The sequence below is a fragment of the Rubrobacter marinus genome, assembly GCF_011492965.1.
GTDB classification, from domain to species: Bacteria; Actinomycetota; Rubrobacteria; order Rubrobacterales; family Rubrobacteraceae; genus Rubrobacter_F; species Rubrobacter_F marinus.
Map to the genome: position 1 here is coordinate 2,497,287 of NZ_CP045121.1, position 23,345 is coordinate 2,520,631.

Below are 23,345 nucleotides of genomic sequence, written 5' to 3' on the forward strand. Positions count from 1 at the left end.
CGGAGTCTACGGGCGCGAGGCGCTTTTCAAAGAGGAGATCCCACGCGCTACCGGAGGGCTAGGAGGGCCGGGAGTCCTTCTCGAAGCGCAGGGAGGCGGAGTTCAAGCAGTAGCGCTGGCCGGTCGGGGCCGGGCCGTCGCCGAATATGTGGCCGAGGTGGGAATCGCAGTGGGCGCAGTGGACCTCCGTGCGCTTCATGAAGAAGCTCCGGTCCTGCTGGGTCTCGACGTTGCCCTCGTCGATCGGCGCCCAGAAGCTCGGCCAGCCCGTCCCGGAGTCGTACTTCGTCTCCGAGCCGAAGAGCGGCGCCCCACAGCCGACGCACCTGTAGATGCCCTCTTCCTTCGAGTCCCAGTACTCGCCCGTGAACGCCCGCTCGGTCCCGTGCTTCCGGGCGACCCGGTACTGCTCGAGGGTGAGCTGCTGCTGCCACTGTTCGTCGGTCTTTCGCACTTTCTCAGTCATGGGGCTATTTTACCATCGGCGCCGCGGCGCCCTTCGGGCTACGATGCGTTGCCGGGGCCAGAGATCGGGAGGAGAGAGATGGCGAGGGGGACGCACGAGGCGTTGCCGGACGAGCGGAACGAGGACGTCCTCGTGTACATCAACGGCGAGTTCTACGGGAGGGCGGAGGCCAGGATCTCGGTCTTCGACTCCGGCTTCCTCGTCGGCGACGGCGTCTGGGAGGGCATCCGGCTGCACGATGGCGAGCTCGCCCTCCTGGACCTCCACCTCGATCGCCTCTTCGAGGGGGCGAAGGCCATAGACCTCGACATCCGCATGACGCGAGAGGAGCTTACGAACGCGCTCCGGGAGACGGTCGAGAGGAACGGCATGACCACCGGCGTCCACCTCCGCCTGATGGTCACGCGCGGGGACAAGAAGACGCCCTCGCAGGACCCGCGCCTCGCGACCGGCGGCCCCAACGTCGTCATCATCGCCGAGCACAAGAGGGCCGACCCCGGGGTGCGGGCCGAGGGCATAAAGCTCTTCACCTCGACCGTGCGCCGCCCGCCGCCCGACACGCTCGACCAGCGCCTCAACTGCCACAGCAAGCTCCACGAGGTGGTGGCGCTCATCCAGGCCCTCAAGGCCGGCGCCGACGAGGCCCTCATGCTCGACCCGACCGGGGCGGTGGCGACGTGCAACGCCACCAACTTCTTCGTCGTGCGCCGGGGCGAGGTGTGGACCTCCACCGGGCACTACAGCCTCAACGGCATCACGAGGAGGATGATCGTGGAGCTCTGCCGCGCCGAGGACATCCCCGTCTTCGAGCGTCCCTTCTCCCTCACCGACGTCTACGGCGCCGACGAGGCCTTCGTCACCGGCACCTTCGGCGGGCTCACCCCCGTGGTCGAGGTGGACGGCCGGACCATCGGGAGCGGCAAGCCCGGCGAGACCACCGCCCGCCTCACCGAGCTATACGGAGCCCTGATCTCCGGTGCCTGATACCGGCTGCCTCCGGCTCTCCGTCTGGTCCGGCCCCCGCAACGTCTCGACCGCCCTGATGTACTCCTTCCGCGAGCGCCCCGACACGCGGGTCCTCGACGAGCCCCTCTACGGCCACTACCTCACGGTGACGGACGCGGACCATCCCGGCGCCCACGAGGTCATGGAGGCGATGGACAACGACGGGGAACGCGTCGTGCGCGAGGTCATCCTGGGGCGCTGCGAGAAGCCCGTCCTCTTCCTCAAGAACATGGCGCACCACCTCGCCGGGCTCGACCGGGCGTTTCTACGGGAGATCACGAACGTCCTCCTCACTCGCGACCCGCGCGAGATGCTCCCGTCCCTCCTCCACCAGCTCCCCTCCCCCACCCTCCGCGACACCGGCCTCCGCGAGCAGGTCGAGATCCTCGAAGCGGCCCTCGCAAGCGGCAATCCCCCCGTCGTCCTCGACGCCCGCGAGCTGCTCCTGGACCCCAGAGGCGTCCTGGGACGGGCCTGCGAGCGGCTCGGCATACCCTTCGACGAGGCGATGCTCCGCTGGCCCGCCGGCCCCAAGCCGGAGGACGGGATCTGGGCGAGACACTGGTACCGCAACGTGCACGCCTCGACGGGCTTCGGCCGGTACTCGCCGAAGCCCGAGCCGTTCCCCGAAAGGCTGGAGCCCCTGCTGCGCGAGTGCCTGCCGCTCTACGAGGAGCTGCGCCGGCACGCCATCACGGCCGGCGCCTAGAAGGTGGCCCTCAGACGAGGCTCGCGAGCCTCTTGACCCCCTCGTCGATCTGCTCGGGCGGGACGGCGCAGAACGGGAGGCGGACGAACCGGTCGCCGGAGACCTCCTCGCCGGTCATGGGGTCGGGGAAGAAGGCGGCGCCGGGGGTGAGGACGAGGTCCTGATCCTTGGCGCGGCCGACGAGGTTGTCGGTGTGGGCGTCCTCCGGGAGCATCATGCTGACGAAGAAGCCGCCGTCCGGGACGAAAAGCTGGGCGCCCGAGAACTCGCGGCGCACCGCGTTCGCCATCGCCTCCCAGCGCGGGCGGTAGACCTCCTTGAGGCGCTCGATGTTCGGGGCGAGCCAGTCGCGCCTGAGGTACTCGGCGACCGCGGCCTGCGTCGGCAGGACCGGGGAGAGGTAGGTGTCCTCGCCGAGGCTCGTGACCGCCTTGATCAGCTCTTCGGGCGCTATGACGAAGCCGACGCGGATGCCGGGGCTCAGAAGCTTGCTGAACGAACTCATGGTGATGACCCTGTTCGGGCTGATCTCGCGCAAGAGCGGCAGGTCCTCGCCCGCGTAGCGGAGCTTGCGGTACGGGATGTCCTCGATCACCCAGAAGTCCTTCTCCTCGGCGAGCTCGACGACCTGGCGGCGCTTCTCCAGCGAGAGCGTCGCCCCGGCCGGGTTCTGGAAGTCCGGCACGAGGTACACGAACGCCGGCTTCTCCGCCTCTACCGCCTCCCTCAACCGCTCCACGTTCACCCCGTCGTCGTCCAGCGGGATGCCCACGGCGCGCGCGCCGCGCCTGCGGAATGTCTTGATCGCGCGGTCGAAGCTAGGCTGCTCCGTGTACACCACGCCCCCGGGGCGGATCATGTACGCGGAGATCAGATCCTGAAGCTGCAACGACCCGTTCCCGACCAGGATGTTCGAAACGTCGACGCCGTACTCCTTCGCCAGCTCCTCGCGCAGCGGCCCGTACCCCGGCTGCTGCCCGTACTGGAGAATGACGCTCGGGTCCTTCTTGAGGGCCGCATCGAGGCACTCCGCGAACTCCTCCGTCGGGAACGACTCGGGCGGCGGCACGCCACGGGTAAAAACGATCCTGGCCTGTGCGGTCTCGGTCATGGGAAGACTCTCCCCTCTCGCCTACGAAACAATGAAAAGTTGCCGCCCTATCATACGATAAGGATGAGGCCATTTTGGAGATTCCACACGTCCGTGCAGGATTGCCCTAGCCCAAAGCTGCGTAGATTGATCGTAGTGGTCCAGTCCCCTCTAGTAGCTGACGTAACGCCTCGGTTGCCCCGGTACTGCTCCGAAACGCTACGTGTGCGCTAAGGCAGGCGCTTCCCATTTCGCCGAAGACCTACGGCTCGCAAGCCAGTCCATCCCCATCAGCGTCATGTGGACTGCCCGGCGGTACCGTGTAGGGACCCCCGCCTATCTCGTCGCAAGTCCAGCTTTCATCGTTAGGATCACGCGGCGGCGGCGGAGGAGGAGGAGCGGAGGAGGGTGGCTCGTTCTCCCCGTACCCGGGGACCAGCGGAGGCTCTCCAGGCTGACCGTACTGGTCCGTCGGTGGCGTTGGCTCCCCTCTTCCAGAATCTGTTGGTTCCTCTAGCGCGGGATTCGGGACGCAGCCCTCCCCGGCGACGATTTCACCAGGCGGACACGGACCTGCAGGAGCACTGTCGCTCCCGTCGAACGAATCCTCGCATGCTTGCCCATCCCCGTCCTCGTCCAGCCTGTTCGGATCTGCGGAGTCCGCGTCAAGAATAGCTTGTGCCTCTTCTTGAGTCGCGAAATCCGTGCAATCGAAGTCGTTACTACCCTCGTCGCCGTCGGGAGAAGCGGCGTACTCCTCGACGCTTGCCATGGGCTCGGTCGCGTACGCGTACTCCTGCACCGCGGGTTCATCGAGGGGCAGTAACCCACAATCGACGCCGAAGGTATCGAGGAGGTGCTGGCCCGCCTCCAGATCGTCGTCTCCGATCATCCCCACCTGCAGCACGACGACGCACTCGCGGCCAGCGGGCGCAGCGGTGAGCGTGAGGAAGCTGGCGGCAGGGTTCGCGCCGCAGTTCTTCCAGGCCTGCACTACGCCGGAGTACGGCGGCCTGTCGAAACCCGAGCGCGCTCCGAGCTCGCAGGCGGAAGAAAGGTCGTTGGGGCCCTCGGAGACGAGCTCATCGTCGGTATACCCCTCTGCCAGAGCACGGGACGCGACGGCGTACGTGCCCGAGACGTCGGGCGCACTGCCCCATGCAGCGAGATCGGGCGCAGCGGTGATGGACGCCTGCACGTCCTCCCCGCTGAACTGCGACCAGCTGCTTCCGGCTTCGGACTCCTCTCCTACGATCACTTCGTCCCAAGCGACGGGAACTTCGATGGACAAGGAGCCGTCGGAGATCGGAGCATAAGCGGGGCTCGAAGCCGGGGGTCCAGGCTGATCCAGGAGCTCCTCTACGTCGGACTCCGTCTCTTGGGCGCGCGGTTGCTCCTCGGCAGGTTGGGCGCTCTGTGGAGTTTTTCTCTGCTGGGGCTCCGACGGAGGAGTATTTTGGGCAGCCTCTTGTCCCGTACTGCACGCGGTGACACCGAGAACCACGACGAGAAGCAAGGCAACCGTAGGTGCCGAGGACGCATCGCGCCTTGCGAGTACGCTGCACGAGATCCTCTTCAGAGCAACGCGACAAACCAAACCCACGAATCGAGCAGTGCGCCCCACCGACTCCCCTTCCTACAAACATGCTTCGCATGTAATGTTAGGCACGCACCCCTCTCCCGTGCAAGTGTCCCGGTTCGATACGTCAGCGCACTGGCAAGGATCGTACGTACGTCCCAAAGGATCTCCACAAGCATGCTCGAAGGCTGGCCACTTCGCCCTACTTCACGCCTCGTCCCCCACCTGAGAGCGATCCTAGACCGCTTCTAGCTTCTCGGCACCGAACCAGCGGCTGACAGAGAGGGTGAAGTCGGCGAGGTCGGGGACCGTGTAGTCGACGGTCAGTTCGACCACGGGCTTACCGTCGGGATGATCCGGGATGCGCTTGAAGGTGTCGGGTCCGCGTGGGGCGGGGTTCATAGTGAAGGTCGCGCCGGAGTTGATCGAAGAGAGCGAGACCTTCTCGGAGTGGCGTTGGAGCAGTTCGGCGGTATCTATCTCCAGGACGAGGTGCGGGCGCTCCCGGTACGCTCTGGCTCCGAGCAGCTTCCTGAGGCGTTTCTCGTCCACCCAGAAGAAGACCCTGCGGTTGAGGTTCTCGTACCATTCGCGCGGCGTCATCCCGACGAGACACCTCTCCAGCGTCTTCTCCTGCATGGGCTTGTTGTCGCGAACGAAAGCCCTGCCGAGCTCGGGGTGCTGTATCTCCACGATCTCGGGTCGGCGAGACGACTCGATCTCCCGCCGCCTCTCGCCCCGTACCTCGAACCTGTCGAGGAGCGCGCTCGTGCTGAGGAGCCCCACGCTACGGATGCTCTCCCAGCTCCCGTCCTCCGCCATATGGTAGAGCTTCGGGTAACGGCGGACGAGCGCCTCCGCCTCCACCGCTCCCTACCCGACCTGCTCCATGACCGCCTCTTCCGGCGCTCCGCGCCGCGCCGGACCCCGGCGTATCGTGCTTATGCAGCGGGGACCGAGGATCTGCTTGAGCTCGGCGTGGAGGTCCGAGGAGTCGTCGACACCCGCGATCTGCTCTTCCAGCACCCCGTCGCCGGAGACGAGGAAGAGAGGGCTCCCGCCGGAGTGCCGGCCTATGACCGCGAAGGCTTCGCGCGCCCTGCTCTGCGAGAGCCCGACGAACTCGTCGGCGTAGAGGTACAGCGGGTCGGGGCCCGGTTCGAGGTGCAGCTCCTCGACCTCCAGCGCCACGACGCGCGGGATGCCCTCCTTGCGCTCGACGCGGCCCTTGACCTTCAGGATGGCGTCCTCGCGCACGCAATCGGCGCACTTGGCGAAGACTCTCGGGAAGACCATGACCTCGGCGAGCCCGCGCGTGTCGTCGAGCTGGAGCATCGCCATCACGTCGCCCTTGCGCGTCGTGTTGCGCCGCACGCTCGTCGCGAGCCCCCCGACCCACACGACCGCCCCGTCCCGGCAGTGGTCGAGGTCGGAGACCGTGGTGTCGATGTGCCTCTTGAGCTTGTGGGCCACCGGGCGAAGCGGATGGTCCGAGACGTAGAGGCCGAGGACCTCCTTCTCCCACTCGAGGACGCCGCGACGGTCGTCCTCGGCGTCGGAGATGACCGGGCGGGCCGGGGCGATCTCCGCGGCCTCGAACATGCAGAACTGGTCGGCGTTGGCCTCCTTGAGGCTCTTCTGCGCGAGCTCGACGGCCTTCTCGTGGACCTCGACCATCGCCGCGCGCGAAGCTCCCGTCCAATCGAAGGCCCCGCACTTTATGAGCGCCTCGAGCGTGCGCTTGTTGTACGTCTTCGGGTCCACCCGCTCGCAGAAGTCGAAGACGTCCTCGAACGGGCCGTCCTCCCTGGCGGCGATGATCGCCTCGACGCACGAACTCCCGACGTTCTTGACGGCGGAGAGGCCGAACCGGATGGTGTCCCCGACGACCGTGAAGCGGTGCCCGCTCTCGTTGACGTCGGGCGGCAGGACCTGGATGCTCATGGCCCGTGCTTCGGCGACGTACTGCGGCACCCGGTCCTTCGTGTTCATCACGCTGCTCATGAGCGCAGCCATGTACGCCTCGGGGTAGTGCGCCTTGAGGTAGCCGGTCTGGAACGCGAGAAAGGAGTAGCACGCCGAGTGGCTCTTGTTGAAGGAGTAGCCCCCGGCCTTCTCCATCCAGTTCCACAGCTCCTCGGCGATCTGGGTCGAGACCTCGCTCGCGGCGCACCCGTCCATGAACTTGTCCTTGAGCGTCGCGAGCATCTTGGCGTTCTTCTTGCCGATGGCCTTGCGGAGCGTGTCCGCCTCGCCGGGCGTGAAGCCTCCCAGCGTCTTTGAGATCTCCATGAGCTGCTCCTGGTAGGCCGCAACGCCGTAGGTCGGCTCCAGGATGTGCCTCACGCGCTCGTCGGGGTACTGCACGCTGTCCGGGTCGTGCTTGCCGCGTTTGAAGTTCGGGATGTAGTCCATCGGGCCGGGGCGGTACAGCGCGTTCAGCGCGACGAGGTCGTCGAAGCGGTCCGGGCGGACCTCCTGGAGCATCCGCTGCATCCCGCCGGACTCGAACTGGAAGACCCCGAAGGTGTCGCCCCGGGAGAAGAGCTTCAGCGTCTCCTCGTCGTCGAGCGGGATCCCCCCTATGTCCACCTCCTCGCCCGTCGTCTCCTTTATGGTCTGGAGCGTCTCCTCGATGACGTCGAGGTTTCTGAGGCCGAGAAAGTCCACCTTGAGGAGACCTAACGCTTCCACGTCGCTCATGGGGTGCTGGACCATGACCTCGCCCTTGGCGCCCTTCTGCAAGGGGACGATGTCCGTCAGGGTCTCCTCGGAGATCACGACGCCCGCGGCGTGGATGGAGGCGTGGCGGGAGAAGCCCTCGATGTTGAACGCGATATCCAGGATGTCCTTGGCCCCTGCGTTCCCATCGACAAACTGGAGCATCTCGCGCGCCGCCCCGGGGTGCTTCTCGCCCGGGACGTAGATGCCGTCCTCGTTCTGCGCCAGGACGTCGCGCAGGCCGGTCCCGACCGGCTTCTCGGGGATAAACTTGGCGAGCTTGTCCGTCGCGTCGTAGGGGTACTGGAAGACGCGTCCGGCGTCGCGGATGGCGGCCCGGGCGCCGAGCGTTCCGAAGGTGATGATCTGGGCGACGTGGTCGTGCCCGCCGTACTTCTCGGTGACGTAGCGCATCACCTCGGCCCGCCCGTGCACGGAGAAGTCGATGTCGACGTCCGGCATGTTTATGCGGTCGGGGTTCAGGAAGCGCTCGAAGAGGAGCGAGTACTTCAGGGGGTCGAGGTCCGTGATCTCCAGCGCGTACGCCACGATCGAGCCGGCCGCCGAGCCTCGCCCCGGACCTACCGCGATCTTGCGGTCCTTCGCGTACTTCACGAAGTCCCACACGATAAGGAAGTAGTCCGCGAACCCCATCTTCCCGATCGTCCCGAGCTCGAACTCGAGGCGCTGGCGCACCTCCGGGCTGCTGGCCCGCGCCCCGTAGCGCGCCCTCAGCCCCTCCTCGCACTTCTCCAGGAGGTACTGGTCCGCCGTGTACCCCTGGGGCTTCGGGAAGTTCGGCAGCCTCGTCTTGCCGAGCTCGATCCCCGGGTCCTCGATGCTCTCCACGACCTTCAGCGTGTTCTCCAGCGCCTCCGGATGCTTCGGGAAGAGCCTCTCCATCTCGTCCACGGGCTTGACGTAGAACTCCTCGCCCGAGAAGCGCATCCGGTTCGGGTCAGCGTGGAACTTGCCCGTCCCGATGCACAGCAGCACGTCGTGCATCCTCGCGTCCGAGCGCGCCGTGTAGTGCGAGTCGTTCGTGGCGACGAGCGGGATGTGCGTGTCCTTGTGGAGCTTCAAGAGGCCCTCGTTGACGCGCTTCTGCTCCGGGATCTCCAGGTGGTCCTGCATCTCCAGGTACACCGCGTCAAAGATCTCGCCGTACTCCATCACGAGCCTGCGCGCCTCGTCGATGCGCCCCTCGAGGATGCGCGTCGGCACCTCCGCCGAGAGGCAGCCCGAGAGGCAGATGATCCCCTTGCCGTGCTTCCTCAGCATCTCCATGTCCACGCGCGGCTTGTAGTAGAAGCCTTCGAGGAAGCCGCAGGTGGAGAGCTTCATGAGGTTCTTGTAGCCCTCGGCGGTGCGCGCCAGGAGCGTCAGGTGAAAGTACTTCGCCCGGCTGCGGTCGTGCCGGTCGGCGGTCACGTAGACCTCGCAGCCCAGGATCGGCTTGATCCCGGCCTTCGTCGCCTCCTGGTAAAACTTCACGGAGCCGTACATCACCCCGTGGTCCGTGAGCGCGATGCCGGGCATGTTCTGCTCTTTCGCGAAGGAGACGAGGTCCTTGATCCTGCTGGCCCCGTCCAACATCGAGTACTCAGAATGGCAGTGCAGGTGCGCGAAAGGCGTGACCGACAAAGAACTCCTCCCCTTCGACTCAAAGACGGCGGCGGAGCCCCTGAAGACCCCGCCCATCGCCCGTTCTCCCACGAACATCCTCGCGGGAGGCACTATACGGAGGGAAAACAGAGCTTGTCTAGCTCAAGCTCTACCTAAACTTGAGGCACGATTTGCAGCACTTTTCGCGCGTATTTTTCGCTCCTTAGCAACCGTTTCGCGAGCGCGACGGCGACCTGCCACGGGAGGGCCGGGTGAGGACGGAAAGGGTAGCCGTCGCGGCCGGAGGCGGGCTTCAGTCTTGCTTCTGCTGGCCCGTGGAGGCCGTCCGGTGGTCCTCGTCCTGCTCGTTCCAGGAGAGCCAGGAGAGGGCGGCCTTGGCGCTCAGGACGGCGAAGAGGACGGCGAACGGGCCGTTCTCGATGTCGTGGAGCCAGGCCGTGTAGACGACGAGCCCTGCGGAGACTGTGATGGCGGCGAGGACGAAGAGCAGGGTGAGGACTAGCGAGGCCGGGCGTGAGGCCCGCGGGGCTTCGGTCTCGGGCTCTCCTCGCACGGGCTCGGCCACCGTCCCCCTAGTCGTCCTTCTTGGCCGCGCTCCCGGTAGGGGACGTCTCGGTCTTCTTCTCGGAGCCGTTGCCGTTCGAAGAGGCCGCGGAGTCGGCCTTGGTCGTCTCCTTGGCGTCCGTCTTCGAGCCCTTGTTGCTGTAGTCCGTCGAGTAGAAGCCCGAGCCCTTGAAGGAGATGCCGACCGGGTGGAGCACCTTCCTCACCGGAGCGCCGCACTGCACGCACTCCGTCAGGGGGTCCTCGCTCATCCGCTGCATGATGTCGAAGACGTGCCCGTTCTCGCACTTGTACTCGTAGATCGGCATACTACCTCCGTAGGGCTGTATAAAGGTTGCAACCGCGAGATTATACAACCCTTGCGGAGGCCGGGACTCCGGGGAACTACCGGCGCGGAGGGGCTTTGGGGTCCAGCTCGCCCGAGGCGAACGCCCTCTCGAGGTGCTCCCTGGAGGACTGGATCAACTCGGGGTTGGTCACTATCCGGTCTACCTCGTCCCTCGTGGCGTTGCGCCGGACGTACTCCTCCTCGACGACGTCCTGAAACCTCGCGCCCTCCCGAGACGATGCACGATGTACCGGAGCACCCTGCCCTGCCGCTCGTTGCCGTGCCCGTCACCGAACAGCAACTCGAGGAAAGACCTTCGCCTCTCGGTCACCATAACGCCTCCTCTCCGCCCAGGGCCCCGTCTAGCCTGTACCAATCATAACAACAACGCGGCCCCGGGCATCTCCACGACCGGAGGAACGTCCCATCCCCCGCCGCTCGTCCTCACACGTCCCGATCCTCCGCCACTCGAACGCCCCGGGGACGCCCTACGCCGAGAAATAAGACGCTTATCGTTAAATATTAAGAAACTCCTTGTTAAATATGTTTTTTCTTATGGTTTCTGTGTTGCTTTGTGAACAGCGAGGTGCCAGTATCGGCGCCGTAATCGTAAGCCCCGAAACCAGGAGGTAGGGCATGAAGAAGTTGATGATGTTGGCGGCGATGCTGGCGATGGCGCTGGTCGCGGCCGCCCCGGCGCTCGCGCAGGACGCGGTCATCGAGGGCGACGACGAGAGCAGCACGGACGAGACCTCCGTCGAGGCCGGCCAGTACAGCCAGGTCGCGGTCAACGACTGCGAGCAGGTCCTCGACCAGGTCGCGTACCAGTACAACGCCCCGGTCGCGGACGTCTCCGGCGACGAGAACGAGGTCGCCCAGGGCGGCAACGGCGTCGACGCCGAGCAGGTGCAGTACTGCGTGAACCTCCTGCAGGGTGGCTTCAACGAGGCCGACGTTGACGAGGACGACGACGGCGTCGTCGAGGAGGGCGAGGGCGCCGCCGCCGCCGCCGCTGCCGCCGCTTCTGCCAGCAGCGGCGAGGAGTCGAGCGGCGAGGAGTCCAGCAGCGAGGAGTCTTCTTCCAGCGAGGAGGAGTCCAGCAGCGAGAGCAGCGAGGAGGAGTCCAGCGGCGAGGAAGAGGAGTCCAGCGAGGAGCTTCCGGAGACGGGCGGCTTCGGCCTCCTGACCCTCGGCGCGGGCGCCCTGCTGGTCGCCGGCGGCGTAGTGGCTCGCCGCATCGTTAGGTAAGCACCTAACTCGGCACCAGGCGGCCACGGCCGTAACGAGAGGCGGGTCCCACCGGGGCCCGCCTCTCCTCGTTTGCGCCGATCGACGGAGGCTGCTCTGGCCCCGGATCCGAGCGAGCATCGGTTCCGCCCGCGCCTCGCGTGTGATCGTCAGGGCTCCGGAGGACCAGCGCGCACTACCTCCGCGCCGAGCCGCCCCGGGGAGCGGCTACGAGAGCCCGCCAAGCCGGGTCCCCCAAGCGGGCGGCCGACGTCCCTATCGAAGCACCGAGATCTCGCCAGCCCTGCCTCCCGTCCATGCATTGATATATTGTGCATTGTTAATATTTTCTGCACCATATATTTGGTTTCATTGTTTTCGTGTTGACGGAATTTTAGCCGTATGAAACCATGCTTTCGTTTTGTAAACCGTGGCACAGGAGGTATGAATTGAAGAAGCTGATGTTGGTGGCGGCGATGCTGGCGATGGTGCTCGTCGTGGCCGCGCCTTCCTTCGCTCAGGTCGAGATCGAGGCGGGCGACAACAGCCAGGTGGCGGCCAACGACTGCGAGCAGGTCCTCGACCAGGCGGCGTACCAGATCAACGTCCCGGAGGCGAACATCTCCGGCGATGGAAACTCCGTGGATCAGCCCGACGGCAACGACGCCGGGGCCGAGCAGGTGCAGTACTGCGTGAACCTCCTGCAGGGCGGCTTCAACGAGATCGACGAGGACGACGAGGAAGTCGCCGACGAGGACGAGGGCGCTGCTGCCGCCGCGGCCGCCGCGGCTTCCTCCGGTGGCGGTGCCTCCGCTGGCGCCAGCGCTTCCGCCGGCGGCGACCACGGCGGCATGCTCCCGCGACGGGTGGCTTCGGCCTTCTGACGCTCGGCGCGGGCGCCCTCCTGATCGCGGGCGGCCTCGTGGCCCGCCGCATCGTGAGGTAGTGGGCTACTCGCACCGGACGGCTACGGCCGCGAAGAGAGGCGGGTCCCTTCGGGGCCCGCCTCTCTCGTTCGTGCGCACCGATCGGCGCGGTGGCCGGTACCCGTCGGTGAATCCGTGCCGCTCAAAAAGGTTTCACCGGACTCCGGCGTTACGCACCCTATCCGGCGGCCAGATCCTCCAACGCCCTGCCGGTGACGCGGTAGACCGTCCACTCGTCCATCGGCGTGGCGCCGATGCCCCTGTACAGCTTGATGGCGGGCTCGTTCCAGTCGAGGACCGACCACTCCAGCCGCCCGCAGCCCCGCTCTCTGGCGACCCTTGCGAGGTGGACGAGGAGCGCGCGGCCCAGGCCGCGGCCGCGCATCTCGGGCTTCACGTACAGGTCCTCGAGGTAGAGGCCCGGCCTCCCGAGGAACGTCGAGAAGTTGTGGAAGAAGAGGGCGAAGCCCGCCGGCGTGCCCTCGTGGTGGCAGATCACGACCTCCGCCCCCGTTCGCTCTCCGAAGAGGGAGTCGCGGAGCACGTCCTCCGTCGCGACGACCTCGTGCGACAGCCCCTCGTACTCCGCGAGCTCCCTGATAAAAGAGAGGACGAGCCCGACGTCCTCCTCCGTCGCCGCCCGAATCTCCGTGGGAGTCCCCTCCGGCACTTACACCTTCGCCGCGACGAGCGTCTCCGCGATCTGTACGGCGTTCGTGGCGGCGCCCTTGAGCAGGTTGTCCGAGACGCACCAGTACTCGATCGCGTTCCCCGAGACGCGCACCCGGCCGACGAAGACGCCGGGGTCGCCCGCGGTCTCCAGCGGGGTCGGGAAGTCGTTGGCGTCGCCGGAGAACGTCACGCCCGGCGCCGAACGCAGCGCCTCCAGGACCCCTTCGAGGGTGGCCTCCCTCTCCGTCTCGATGTAGATGCTCTCGGAGTGGCCCGTGTGGACGGGGATGCGGACGGCCGTCGCGTGCACCTCGAGGTCGGGGAGGCCGAGGATCTTACGGGATTCCAGCTTCATCTTCCGCTCCTCGGAGGTGTAGCCGTCCTCGCCGATGCCCCGATGAGCGGGATGGCGTTCCCGGCGATGGGCTTGGGAAGGCGTCGCCCTGGCCGTTCTCCAGCGCCTCGACCCCGCTCCTGCCCGCCCCGGAGACGGCCTGGTACGTGGAGACGACGACCTTCTTCAGGCCGAACTCGCGCGCTATGGGGCGAGGGTCACCACCATCTGGATCGTGGAGCAGTTGCCGTTCGCGATGATCCCGTCGTGCTCGCGGGCGGCGTCGGCGTTGACCTCCGGCACCACGAGCGGGACGTCGGGCTCCAGCCGGAAGTCGCTCCCGTTGTCTATGACGACGGCGCCGCGGGCCGTCGCCTCGCGCGCGAGCTGGACCGCGGCCCCTTCTCGCCCTCCGTCCCGGCGAAGAGCGCGATGTCCACCCCTTCGAAGGCCTCGGGCTCGGCGACCCCGACCTCGAAGGTCTCCCCGTCCAGGACCGCCGTGCGGGCGCTCCGGGCGAGGATGCGTAGCTCCTTCAGGGGAAGTTCCGCCTCCTGAGCTCCGCCACGAGCCTCTCGCCTACAAGACCGGCGCCTACGACGGCGACCGTGTACCCCTCGCTCATGCCAATCCCTCCCGATCTCTTACGATCTTGCCAACGATGTCCAGCATGTCTCCGATGACCCCGCTCGCCGTCCGCTCGGGCCCAGCGCCCGGTCCCGTGACCGTCAGGGTGACGTCCGAGTAGCGGCGCGTGCGGAAGTCGAAGACGTTCTCGGGGCCGTTTATGGGGCCGAACGGCGTCTCGACCGCCGCCTCCGTCAGGCCGACCTCTACCGGCCCCTCGGCCGGGATGCGGGCGAGGTAGCGGAGCATGTGGTTCTCCCGCACCGCGCTCATCCGTGCCGCGAACTCCTCGTCCGCCTCTGGCAGCCGCTCCATAAACTCGGGCAGCGGGACCGCCTCCAGCCCCTCGGGGACGAGGGACTCGTAGGGGATCTCCGAAGGCTCTATCTCCCGCCCCATCGTGCGGGCGAGGATGATCGCCTTGCGCGCCACGTCGAGCCCGGAGAGGTCGTCGCGGGGGTCGGGCTCCGCGTAGTGGAGCGCCACCGCCTCCTTGACGGCCTCGGAGAACGAGCGGCCCCCCTCGACCGCGCTCATGATGAAGCCCAAAGTACCGCTCGGGCTGGCCTGAATCTCCAGCACCTCGTCGCCCGTCTCCACAAGCCCCTTGAGGGTCGAGACGATCGGCATCCCGGCGCCGACGGTCGCCTCGTACCACAGCCTGTCGCCGGCGGCGTCCATGAGGCTCTCGTACTGCTCGGAGCCGCCGGAGAGCGGGCCCTTGTTCGAGAGCACGAGGCACGAGCCGTTCTGCACGCCGAGCAGGTCCAGATCGAAGGTGCCGCCGTGCACCGCGAGGTCGACGACGATCCGCGTCGTGCCCTCCTCGGGCTCGGTCCTAAGCACGTCCTCCACCGGCTCGACTCCGAGCTCCGAGAGCTTCCCGCCGTCCTCCTTCAGCCGGATCGCCTGCGGCAACAACTCCTCGCCGACGAGCGCCCCGGAGGTGTCCGCGACCGCCCGGTAGCGGAGGTCGAGCCCGAGGGTCTCCAGCCAGCGCTTGCGCTCCTCGATCACGATCTGGGCGACGGCCCGGCCCACGTAGCCGAGGCCGAGCTGCACGATCTCGACGCGCTTCACGCGACCTCCTCGGCGGGAACCTCGTCGCGGGAGACGAGGCCCTCGTGCAGTACGCGCAGGGCCTCCTCGGCCCTCTCCGCGAAGACGACGAAGACGAGGCCCGCGGCGGCGATGCCGGCGTGGACCGGGCTGATGCCGGCCCGCCGCAGGATCTCCCCGCCGCGGCGAAGGTCCCGCTCGTCCGGCGACCCGATGCAGATCACGGCCGAGGCCTCCCGGCGGTGGCCCGTCGCGCACGGCAGCTCTACCGAGAGGCTGGGGCGCAGCGCGACGCAGCGGACGCCCCCTCCCCTCTGCGTCCGTGACCCGCGTACCCGGGCAGTCCGGGTTGAACGTGTTGCGGACGAGGACCTCCATCCCGACCTCGGAGGCGGGCTCCATCGTCCTCGGGTGCAGGACCTTCGCGCCGAGCTCCGCGAAGTCCCCCGCCTCGCGGTAGGAGAGCTCCGGCAGGAGAGCAGCGTTCGGCACGAGGCGCGGGTCGGCGTCGAGGACGCCGTCTACGTCGGACATGATCCAGACCTCCGAAGCCCCGATGCCCCGCCCGACCACGGTCGCCGAGAGGTCTGAGCCCCCGCGACCCAGCGTCGTCGGCAGGCCCTCGGGCGAGCGCCCGACGAACCCGGGGACGACGGCGACCCGCCCGTCCCCGAGGAGCGGCGCGACGTAGCGCGAACATCGCTCGCGGGTCCCGGAGGCGTCGACCTCGGCCTCGGCGAAGTCCCCGTCGGTGGCGATGGGGTCCCCAGAGACGACGGCCGCCGGAGCCCCCTGGCTGCTTATGGCGCCGGCCAGGATCGCGGCCGAGAGGCGCTCGCCGAAGACGGCGATCCTGGCTCGTCGTGCTGCGGGACCGTTCGCGTCCGGCGCTCCTATGGCCTCGACGAGCTCCCGGAGGAGTTCGAGCACACGGCGCTCCACCCCGGGCAGGATCTCCGGCGAGACGGCCTCGCGAGCGGCGGCCAGGTGGCGTTCGGCGAGGGCACGGTGGAGCTCGGCGAGCGAGCCCTCGCGCGTAGCTCCGACCCGCGTGCGGGACGCGCCGTCGTCGGTGGCGTCCGCGTAACCGAGGAGGGTATCGGTGGTCCCGGACATCGCCGAGACGACCACGGCCACCGGTCGATCCGCCGCGGCCCCGGCAACGATACCGGCGGCGTTGGCGAACTGCGCGCCGCCGCCGACGGAGGTCCCGCCGAACTTGATTACCAGAGGATGGACGTTGTTCAATCCGTTCACGCTCCGTTCAGCGCCTGGTCCAGGTCGGCCAGGATGTCCTCGATGTTCTCCAGCCCGACGGAGAGGCGGATGTAGTCGTCCGTCACGCCGGTGGTCTTCTGCTCGTCCACGGAGAGCTGGGAGTGGGTGGTGGAGGCGGGGTGGATCACGAGGCTCTTCGCGTCCCCCACGTTCGCCAGCAGGCTGTGAAGCTCCAACCGGTCGATAAACTTCCGTCCGGCCTCCAGGCCGCCGTCGATCCCGAAGCCCAGGATCGCGCCGTACATCCCCCCGCGGTGGTACTTCTTCGCCAGGTCGTGCGTCGGGTGGCTCGGGAGGCCGGGGTAGTTCACCCAGTTGACCCTCTCGTGCCCCTGCAGGAACTCGGCGACGGCCATCGCGTTCTGCGAGTGGCGCTCCATCCTGAGGGCAGCGTCTCGAGGCCCTGGATGAGCATGAAGCTGTTGAACGGGCTGATCGCCGGACCGTAGTCCCGGAGCATCTGCACGCGCGCCTTGAGGATGTACGAGAGCTCGCCGAGGGTCGGGTAGATCTCCAGCCCGTGGTACGACGGGTCCGGCTCGGTGAACTCGGGAACTTCCCGTTGTCCCAGGGGAACGAGCCTCCGTCGACGATGACGCCGCCGATCGTCGTCCCGTGCCCCCGATAAACTTCGTCGCCGACTCGACGACGATGTCCGCCCCGTGGCGCAGGGGTTCACGAGGTACGGGGACGGAAGCGTGTTGTCCACGATGAGGGGGATGCCCGCCTCGTGGGCGACGGCCGCTATCCCTCGATGTCCAGGGTGTTGAGCTGCGGGTTGCCGACCGTCTCGGAGTAGATCGCCTTGGTCTTGTCGTTGATCGCCGCGCGGAACGCCTCCGGGTCGTTCCCCTCGACGAAGCGCACCGTGATGCCGATCTTCGGCAGGGTGTAGTGGAAGAGGTTGTACGTGCCGCCGTAGAGGCCGGCGGAAGAGACGATCTCGTCCCCCGCCCCCGCGATGTTCAGGATCGCGAGCGTCTCCGCCGCCTGCCCCGACGCGGTCGCCAGCGCCCCCACTCCCCCTTCGAGCGCGGCGACGCGCTTCTCGAAGACGTCGGTGGTCGGGTTCATGATGCGGGTGTAGATGTTGCCTTCTTCCGCGAGCGAGAAGAGGTTCGCGGCGTGCTCGGTGTCGCGGAAGACGTAGGAGGTGGACTGGTAGATCGGGACGGCCCGCGCCGTCGTCGCCGAGTCGACCTCCTGGCCTGCGTGCAGCGCCAGGGTATCGAAGCCGTACTGGCGCTCCTGGGCCTTCTGATCTGCGGTGTCGGTCATCTCTCGTCTCCTCCTAGTCGTTCAGGAACGGCCCGACGGCCGCCCTCAGGTCGTCCCAGTCCTTCAGAAACGCGTCGTGCCCGTTCTGGGACTCTATCTCCTCGTAGCGCACGCTGGCACCGGCGCGCCTGGCCTCCTCGGCCGTCTCCCGCACCTCGGCGGCCGGGAAGAGCCAGTCGCTCGAGACCCCGACGAAGAGGACGTCGGCCTCGATCCTCCGGTACGCCTCCTCGCGCGAGGCGTAGCCCGCACCCGCGTCGTACAGGTCCATCGCGCGCGTCAGGTAGAGGTAGGAGTTGGCGTCGAAGCGTCCGGCGAGGTCCTGCCCCTGGTAGTGCAGGTAGCCCTCGACGTCGAACATCCCGCCGAACTCCTCGTACAAGGGCGGCCTCCTCGCCGGCCCCCTCCCGAAGCGCTCCCACATGCCGGGCGCGCTCTGGTACGTGACCATCCCGGCCATGCGCGCGATCGCGAGCCCCGTCTCGGGCCCGGCCTCCCCGTAGTAGTCGCCGCCGCGCCAGTTCGGGTCGGCCATGATGGCCCGACGGCCGATCTCGCTCATCGCGATCCCCTGCGGCCCGAGGGCCCCGGTCGAGGCGATCGGCACGGCCTTCTCCAGAAAGTCCGGAAACTCGACGGCCCACTCCAGCGCCTGCTGCCCCCCGATGGACCCGCCGATGACCGCCCGGAGCTTGCGCACCCCGAGCCCATCCAGGAGCCGCCTCTGCGCGCGCACGATGTCGCGGATGGTCACGACGGGGAACCGCATGCCGTGGGGCCGCCCCGTCTCCGGGTCCACGGAGGCGGGCCCGGTGCTCCCGGAGCAGCCGCCGAGCACGTTGGAGCAGACGACGAAGTTCTCATCCGTGTCGACCACGCGCCCCGGCCCGACCATCTCGTCCCACCACCCGCCGCGCCTGTACGCGTCGGAGGGCCCCCCGGAGCAGTGCGAGTCGCCGGTGAGGGCGTGGACCACGAGCACGGCGTTCTCGCCCGCGTCGTCCAGCTCGCCCCAGGTCTCGTAGGCGAGCCTGACCTCTGGGAGGTAGCCGCCCATCTCCGGCTCGAAGGAGCCTATGGGGTGGAAGTTCTTGCCCGGTCGGGCCGGAGCCGCGTTAGCCCCGGCCCCCGGGTCTGGTGTCATGCTCGGTAGTAATGTAGCCTCCTTCGTCCGTCGCGTCCTTACGCCGTGGCGCCGCGGGGCGAGCCCCGCTCTGCCTTACGCGCAACCCGCTCCGTAGAGGAGGCCTCAAGTGATCGGCTCTCCACATCTTCCAGGACGCTCAACAGACCTCTGCGTCCTGCTGGACTTGGCACCTTGCGCGAGCGTCTCCGCTCTGCGCCGGTTGCCGCGGTTTCTCGGGGCCAGTTCCCTCCGCCGCTCTCGATGCGAGTCCGCGCTAGAGGAAGATGCTAAAGCACCGCCCCCCCGACCGTCAAGGGCGAGCTAGTACGCCCTGGCGAAGACGGCGGTCCGGCCGGGCTTGCCGGAGACGAGGTCCGCGCCCTCCTCCCGCTCGAAGGGAGGAGGCGGATGGTCGCCTTCGTCTCCTCCTTTATCCTCGCCTCCGTCGCCGGGTCCCCGTCCCAGGGGCGAGGACGAAGCCGCGCTTCTCCTCGATGATCTCCTTGAACTCCTCGTAGGACGTGGCCCTTCGGGTGTTCTCCTCGCGAAACTCCGTCGCCCGGCGGAGCATGCTCTCCTGGATCTCCCCGAGAAGCTCCCGGAGCCTCCCCGCGAGCTCCGAGCGCGGCACGAACGTCTTCCCCTCCTTGCCGGCGACGTCCCGGCGCGCCAGGACGGCCTGGCCGTTCTCGATGTCCTTCGGCCCGAGCTCGATACGCACCGGCACCCCGCGCAGCTCGTGCTCGTTGAACTTGTAGCCCGGCGAGTGTTCCTCGTCGAGGTCGATCTCCATCCGGAAGCCCGCCTCCTTGAGCTCGATGTAGAGCTTCTCGGCCTCGCGGCGCACCTCGCCCTTGCTCTCGCCCCGCCAGATCGGGACGATCACGGCCTCCGTCGGCGCGAGCTTCGGCGGGATCTTCAGCCCCCGGTCGTCGCCGTGCACGAGGATGAGCCCCCCGATGACCCGCGTCGAGAACCCCCAGGAGGTCTGGTGCGCGTACTGCCTCTCCTGGTTCTCGTCGAGGAACGTTATGTCGAAGGCCCGGGAGAAGTTCTGCCCGAGGTCGTGGCTCGTCGCGGCCTGCAGAGCACGCCCGTCGCCCATCAGGCCCTCGCACGTGAACGTCTCGATGGCGCCGGGGAACCTCTCCGAGGGGCTCTTGGCGCCGTCGAGGACCGGGAGCGCCAGGGCCTCGTAGAAGCAGTCGCGATACACCCGCTGCATCCGCAGGGCCTCCTCGCGGGACTCGCGCGCGGTCGCGTGGACGGTGTGGCCCTCCTGCCACAGAAACTCCGCCGTGCGCAGGAACGGGCGCGTCACCTTCTCCCAGCGCATCACGTTGCACCACTGGTTTATGAGGACGGGGAGGTCCCGGTAGCTCTGGACCCAGTTGCTGTAGAAGTCGCAGATGATGCTCTCTGAGGTCGGCCGGACGGCGAGCCGCTCCTCCAGGTCCTCCCTACCCCCTATCGTGACCCAGGCGAGCTCCGGGTCGAAAGCCTCGACGACCTCGGCCTCCCGTTTCAGGTAGCTCTCGGGGATCAAGAGCGGGAAGTAGGCGTTCTGGTGCCCCGTCGCCTTGAAGCGGGCGTCGAGGTCCGCCTGTATGCGCTCCCAGAGCGCGTACCCGTAGGGCCGGATGGCGAACGTACCCCGCACCGGCCCGTAGTCCGCGAGCTTCGCCATGCGCACGAGCTGCAGGTACCACTTGCTCGGATCCTCGCTCTTCTTTGTAAGCTTCTCGACGGCCTCGGCCATGGGGGCTCCTCTCGGGGTGCAAGTTTTCGCAGAGTATAGCGTCCTGCACCCCGCCGACCGGCTCCATGACCTACTTGCCGGCGTAGAGAACGGGGCAGACGGAGGGCCCTGGGCAACCCTCCCCTCATCGCGGCGAGAGCCTGGCCGAGAAGGGACGGAGCTCCGCTTGGCGGTACGAGGCCGGCAGATAACCAACCCCGCAAGCTTACGGCTTGAGATTCTCTTCCAGGAGCGTCGTGACCTTTCGCCACGAGTCCTCGCAAGCCTCGGCGTTCGCCCTCGCGTCCCCGCCGAACTGCGCCCGTCCCGGGGCGGCCGGCGCGTATGGCGCCCGGATGAGATGCCCGGCCCCCGGGTAGACGGCGAGCTCGTCGCCGTGGGGGTGGCCGTGGCGCAGGAGCCTGTCGTAGGCCAGGCGCGAGAAGAGTTCGGAGGGCCACAGCGCGTCGTCTTCACCGGCGATCAGGAGCACGGGCCCGTTCGTGCGTTCGACGGGTATCTCCGCCCTCCTGATCGCCCCCTCCCTCGGCCGCGAGCCGTCGGAGGCATACGGAAGGTGCGGCACGGGCTCTCCCCCCAGGGTCCAGGCGGGCCCGTCGCCCTCGGGCGAGGGGAACGAGACGCCGCTGCCCGCGCAGCTCACCACGGCCTTCAACTCCGGGTTCGTCGCCCCGAGTAGGAGCGCGAGCTCGCCGCCGCGCGAGTGCCCGACGACGCCGAGGCGGTCCGGGTCCACCCCGTCTCGTTCACCGAGCCAGCGGACCGCGCGCCCCAGGTACTCCAGCGGTATCCCGGCCAGGTTCTCCGGCAGGGCGCCCGGCGGGATCCCCGCCCCGAAGTACTCGCCCCTGAAGTACGCCAGCGCGAGCGCCGCGAAGCCGCGGGAGGCCAGGAGCGCCGCTTCGTACGCCGAGTGCGGGGACAAGCCGCCCTCGAAGCCTCCCAGGACCAGGACCCCGGGCGCCGGTCGCTCCCCACGCGCGGGCGAGAGGATCCTGCCGAAGAGCCCTTCCGCTCTCACGTCGGCGGCCTCGACGCCGTCCGCCATCGCGTAGCGTTCGACCTCGGCGCTCAGTTCCAGATCCCCTGCCCTGGCGGTCACCGTTACGGTCGACACGCCCGTGGTCGGGGCGTAGAAGTCGGCGCCCAGGGCCGACCATATGAGCCCCGTGGGGTCTCCGGTCTCGTAGGAGCCCTCGATCGGGGAGTGCTCGGAGGTGTCGACAATTCCGCCCTCGTTGGCCTCGAAGACGGCGGTGGAGGACCACTCCCGGAGCATCTCGTCGACGAAGTCGGCGGAGAAGACCGCGCGCTCGCCGGGGGGGAGGCCCTCGAGTCGCGCGACGAAGGGCTCGTCGGCCCTGACGCGGCGAGGCTGCACGGAGAGCTCGGGGGCGGGAGCCCACCCGCAGGCGAACCCCGCCCCGCCGCAGCCGAGCAGGGCCGCGCCGGCAACCACGCCCCTCAGAAACTCCCTGCGGCTGGAGAGCCCACCGGTCGTCGGGTCCACGACGCCCTCACCTCCCGTGCCACGGACCGCGTCGGCCGCGCCTCGCACGGGGCCCGGCGGCCGACCCAAGACCCACCGAATCTATTCTATTGCGGGCCGCGCGGGCGGGGAAGCGAGCGCCGTGCGCCCGGACCCGATGGACGGATAGCCGGACGCCCCCGGGCTACCTGGCGGGCGTTATCTCCTTCTTGCCGACGTAGGGGACGAGGGTTTCGGGGAGCTCGATCGAGCCGTCCTCCCGCTGGTAGTTCTCCATGAGGGCGATCAGGACGCGGCTGATGGCGAGCGCGGTGCCGTTGAGGGTGTGGAGAAGCTGGGGACGGCCCCCGTCCTTCCTGTAGCGGATCTTGAGCCGGCGGGCCTGGTAGTCGGTGGTGTTGGAGGTGCTCGTGACCTCGCCGAAGGCGTCCCGGCCGGGCATCCACGCTTCGAGGTCGTACTTGCGGTAGGCCGCCCCCCCGAGGTCGCCGGTGCAGATGTCCACCACCCGGTACGGGAGGCCGAGGCCCTGGAAGATGCGCTCCTCTATCCCGACCATCTCCTCGTGTATGGCCTCGGACTGGTCGGGGGTGGAGAAGGCGAACATCTCGACCTTGGTGAACTGGTGGACGCGGTAGAGGCCCCGGCTCGCCCGGCCGTGGGAGCCCGCCTCCGTGCGGAAGCAGTGGGAGAGGCCGGCGAGGCGGATGGGGAGGTCGTCCTCGTTCAGGATCTCGTCGGCCAGGGACCCGGCCAGCGTGATCTCGGCGGTCGCGATAAGCGAGAGGTCGCTCTCCTCGACGGAGTAGATCTGGGTCTCCGGCCCGCGCGGGCTGAAGCCGGTCCCCACGAGCGCGTCGTCGCGCGCAAGGTCCGGCGTGATCGTCGGCTCGTACCCGCGCTCCATGAGGACGTCCATCGCGTAGCGCACGAGCCCGAGCTCGAGGAGCACGGCGTCGCCGCGCAGAAAGTAGAACTTGCTCCCCGTCGTCTTGGCGCCCGCGTCGAAGTCTATGATCCCCAGCGCCTCGCCGAGCTCGACGTGGTCCTTCGGCTCGAAGGAGAACCGGGTCGGCTCGCCGAAGTGCCGGATGGGCACGTTCTCGGAGTCGTCCCGGCCGATGGGGGCGTCGGGGTGGGTCATGTTCGGGATCTTGAGCTGCTCCTCCCTGAGCCTCCCCTCGACCTCGGCGAGCTCGCCCTCCTTCAGCGGTACGCGCTCCTTCATCGAGCGCGCCTCCTCCACGAGCCTCTGCCTGGCCTCGGGGTCGCGCTCCCTGCCCACGCTCCTCGCCAGCTCGTTCTGCCGCTGTTTGAGCTCGTTCAGCTCCTGGATGAGCGCCGATCGCCGATCCGCGAGCTCCACGACGAGCCCGACGTCGGCCTCGACGAGGCGGTTCCTGCAGTTCTCGGCGACGGCTTCGGCGTTCTCGCGGATGAATTTGAGATCGAGCATAGTAAGTCTCCTGTGTGCTAGCCGGT

General features: G+C 68.0%; 19 protein-coding genes, 1 pseudogene and 1 riboswitch. Of the genes and pseudogenes, 4 read left to right on the forward strand and 16 right to left on the reverse strand.

Annotation, left to right across the window (positions count from 1 at the left end):
• Window positions 1–58: 58 nt before the first annotated feature.
• A complete protein-coding gene (gene msrB, locus GBA65_RS12880; protein WP_166396896.1) occupies window positions 59–466 on the reverse strand; it encodes a peptide-methionine (R)-S-oxide reductase MsrB in 408 nt (135 codons plus the stop codon).
• Window positions 467–544: 78 nt separating this feature from the next.
• On the opposite strand from msrB, the gene GBA65_RS12885 reads away from it, so the two are divergent.
• Entirely contained in the window at window positions 545–1,450 is a 906-nt protein-coding gene (locus GBA65_RS12885; RefSeq protein ID WP_166396897.1) for an aminotransferase class IV, read from the forward strand.
• On the forward strand, window positions 1,443–2,180 hold the full coding sequence (locus GBA65_RS12890; RefSeq protein WP_207955743.1) for a sulfotransferase-like domain-containing protein: 738 nt from the start codon (window positions 1,443–1,445) through the stop codon (window positions 2,178–2,180). Before GBA65_RS12885 ends, GBA65_RS12890 begins: the two co-directional genes overlap by 8 nt.
• A 10-nt stretch (window positions 2,181–2,190) precedes the next feature.
• Here GBA65_RS12890 and GBA65_RS12895 read toward each other — a convergent pair whose 3' ends face one another.
• The 6 genes from GBA65_RS12895 to GBA65_RS12920 form a co-directional block, all read right to left on the reverse strand.
• Window positions 2,191–3,291, reverse strand: a complete 1,101-nt coding sequence (locus GBA65_RS12895) for an aminotransferase-like domain-containing protein (RefSeq protein WP_166396898.1) — start codon at window positions 3,289–3,291, stop codon at window positions 2,191–2,193.
• A 241-nt stretch (window positions 3,292–3,532) separates the two neighbouring features.
• Entirely contained in the window at window positions 3,533–4,561 is a 1,029-nt protein-coding gene (locus GBA65_RS23190; protein ID WP_207955744.1) for an excalibur calcium-binding domain-containing protein, read from the reverse strand.
• Window positions 4,562–5,086: 525 nt separating this feature from the next.
• Window positions 5,087–5,716 carry a DUF7002 family protein gene (locus GBA65_RS12905; RefSeq protein ID WP_207955745.1) on the reverse strand — a complete coding sequence of 210 codons (630 nt, stop codon included), beginning with the start codon at window positions 5,714–5,716 and terminating at the stop codon, window positions 5,087–5,089.
• Window positions 5,717–5,722: 6 nt separating this feature from the next.
• Complete coding sequence (locus GBA65_RS12910; RefSeq protein WP_166396899.1) at window positions 5,723–9,286, reverse strand: DNA polymerase III subunit alpha; 3,564 nt, start codon at window positions 9,284–9,286, stop codon at window positions 5,723–5,725.
• Window positions 9,287–9,488: 202 nt separating this feature from the next.
• Window positions 9,489–9,761 carry a hypothetical protein gene (locus tag GBA65_RS12915; RefSeq protein ID WP_166396900.1) on the reverse strand — a complete coding sequence of 91 codons (273 nt, stop codon included), beginning with the start codon at window positions 9,759–9,761 and terminating at the stop codon, window positions 9,489–9,491.
• Between the two features lie 7 nt (window positions 9,762–9,768).
• Window positions 9,769–10,068, reverse strand: a complete 300-nt coding sequence (locus GBA65_RS12920) for an FmdB family zinc ribbon protein (protein WP_166396901.1) — start codon at window positions 10,066–10,068, stop codon at window positions 9,769–9,771.
• A 656-nt stretch (window positions 10,069–10,724) separates the two neighbouring features.
• On the opposite strand from GBA65_RS12920, the gene GBA65_RS12925 reads away from it, so the two are divergent.
• Both GBA65_RS12925 and GBA65_RS12930 read left to right on the forward strand, forming a co-directional pair.
• Complete coding sequence (locus GBA65_RS12925; protein ID WP_166396902.1) at window positions 10,725–11,336, forward strand: hypothetical protein; 612 nt, start codon at window positions 10,725–10,727, stop codon at window positions 11,334–11,336.
• Window positions 11,337–11,764: 428 nt separating this feature from the next.
• Window positions 11,765–12,199, forward strand: coding sequence for a hypothetical protein (locus GBA65_RS12930; protein WP_166396903.1), 435 nt, complete (start codon window positions 11,765–11,767; stop codon window positions 12,197–12,199).
• Window positions 12,200–12,419: 220 nt separating this feature from the next.
• On the opposite strand, the gene GBA65_RS12935 is transcribed toward GBA65_RS12930, so the two are convergent.
• The 9 genes and pseudogenes from GBA65_RS12935 to serS all read right to left on the reverse strand — a co-directional run bounded on the left by GBA65_RS12935 (window position 12,420) and on the right by serS (window position 23,319).
• On the reverse strand, window positions 12,420–12,911 hold the full coding sequence (locus GBA65_RS12935) for a GNAT family N-acetyltransferase (protein WP_166396904.1): 492 nt from the start codon (window positions 12,909–12,911) through the stop codon (window positions 12,420–12,422).
• Window positions 12,912–13,872: pseudogene (locus tag GBA65_RS26525) on the reverse strand (aspartate-semialdehyde dehydrogenase).
• Window positions 13,869–16,190 (reverse strand): aspartate kinase, encoded by a 2,322-nt coding sequence (locus GBA65_RS12945; RefSeq protein ID WP_166396905.1) that lies wholly within the window; start codon window positions 16,188–16,190, stop codon window positions 13,869–13,871. Before GBA65_RS12945 ends, GBA65_RS26525 begins: the two are co-directional and overlap by 4 nt.
• On the reverse strand, window positions 16,187–16,882 hold the full coding sequence (locus tag GBA65_RS25320; RefSeq protein ID WP_407691092.1) for a PLP-dependent transferase: 696 nt from the start codon (window positions 16,880–16,882) through the stop codon (window positions 16,187–16,189). Before GBA65_RS25320 ends, GBA65_RS12945 begins: the two co-directional genes overlap by 4 nt.
• A gap of 73 nt (window positions 16,883–16,955) precedes the next feature.
• Complete coding sequence (locus GBA65_RS25325; RefSeq protein WP_266096493.1) at window positions 16,956–17,489, reverse strand: PLP-dependent transferase; 534 nt, start codon at window positions 17,487–17,489, stop codon at window positions 16,956–16,958.
• 13 nt (window positions 17,490–17,502) lie between these two features.
• Window positions 17,503–18,633, reverse strand: a complete 1,131-nt coding sequence (gene metX / locus GBA65_RS12955; protein ID WP_166396906.1) for a homoserine O-acetyltransferase MetX — start codon at window positions 18,631–18,633, stop codon at window positions 17,503–17,505.
• A gap of 120 nt (window positions 18,634–18,753) precedes the next feature.
• Window positions 18,754–18,883: riboswitch (SAM riboswitch) on the reverse strand.
• Between the two features lie 162 nt (window positions 18,884–19,045).
• Window positions 19,046–20,374 carry a proline--tRNA ligase gene (gene proS / locus GBA65_RS12960; protein WP_323127057.1) on the reverse strand — a complete coding sequence of 443 codons (1,329 nt, stop codon included), beginning with the start codon at window positions 20,372–20,374 and terminating at the stop codon, window positions 19,046–19,048.
• A 205-nt stretch (window positions 20,375–20,579) separates the two neighbouring features.
• Window positions 20,580–21,884 (reverse strand): acyl-CoA thioesterase/bile acid-CoA:amino acid N-acyltransferase family protein, encoded by a 1,305-nt coding sequence (locus GBA65_RS12965; RefSeq protein ID WP_166396907.1) that lies wholly within the window; start codon window positions 21,882–21,884, stop codon window positions 20,580–20,582.
• Window positions 21,885–22,047: 163 nt separating this feature from the next.
• Entirely contained in the window at window positions 22,048–23,319 is a 1,272-nt protein-coding gene (gene serS, locus GBA65_RS12970; protein ID WP_166396908.1) for a serine--tRNA ligase, read from the reverse strand.
• Window positions 23,320–23,345 lie beyond the last annotated feature (26 nt).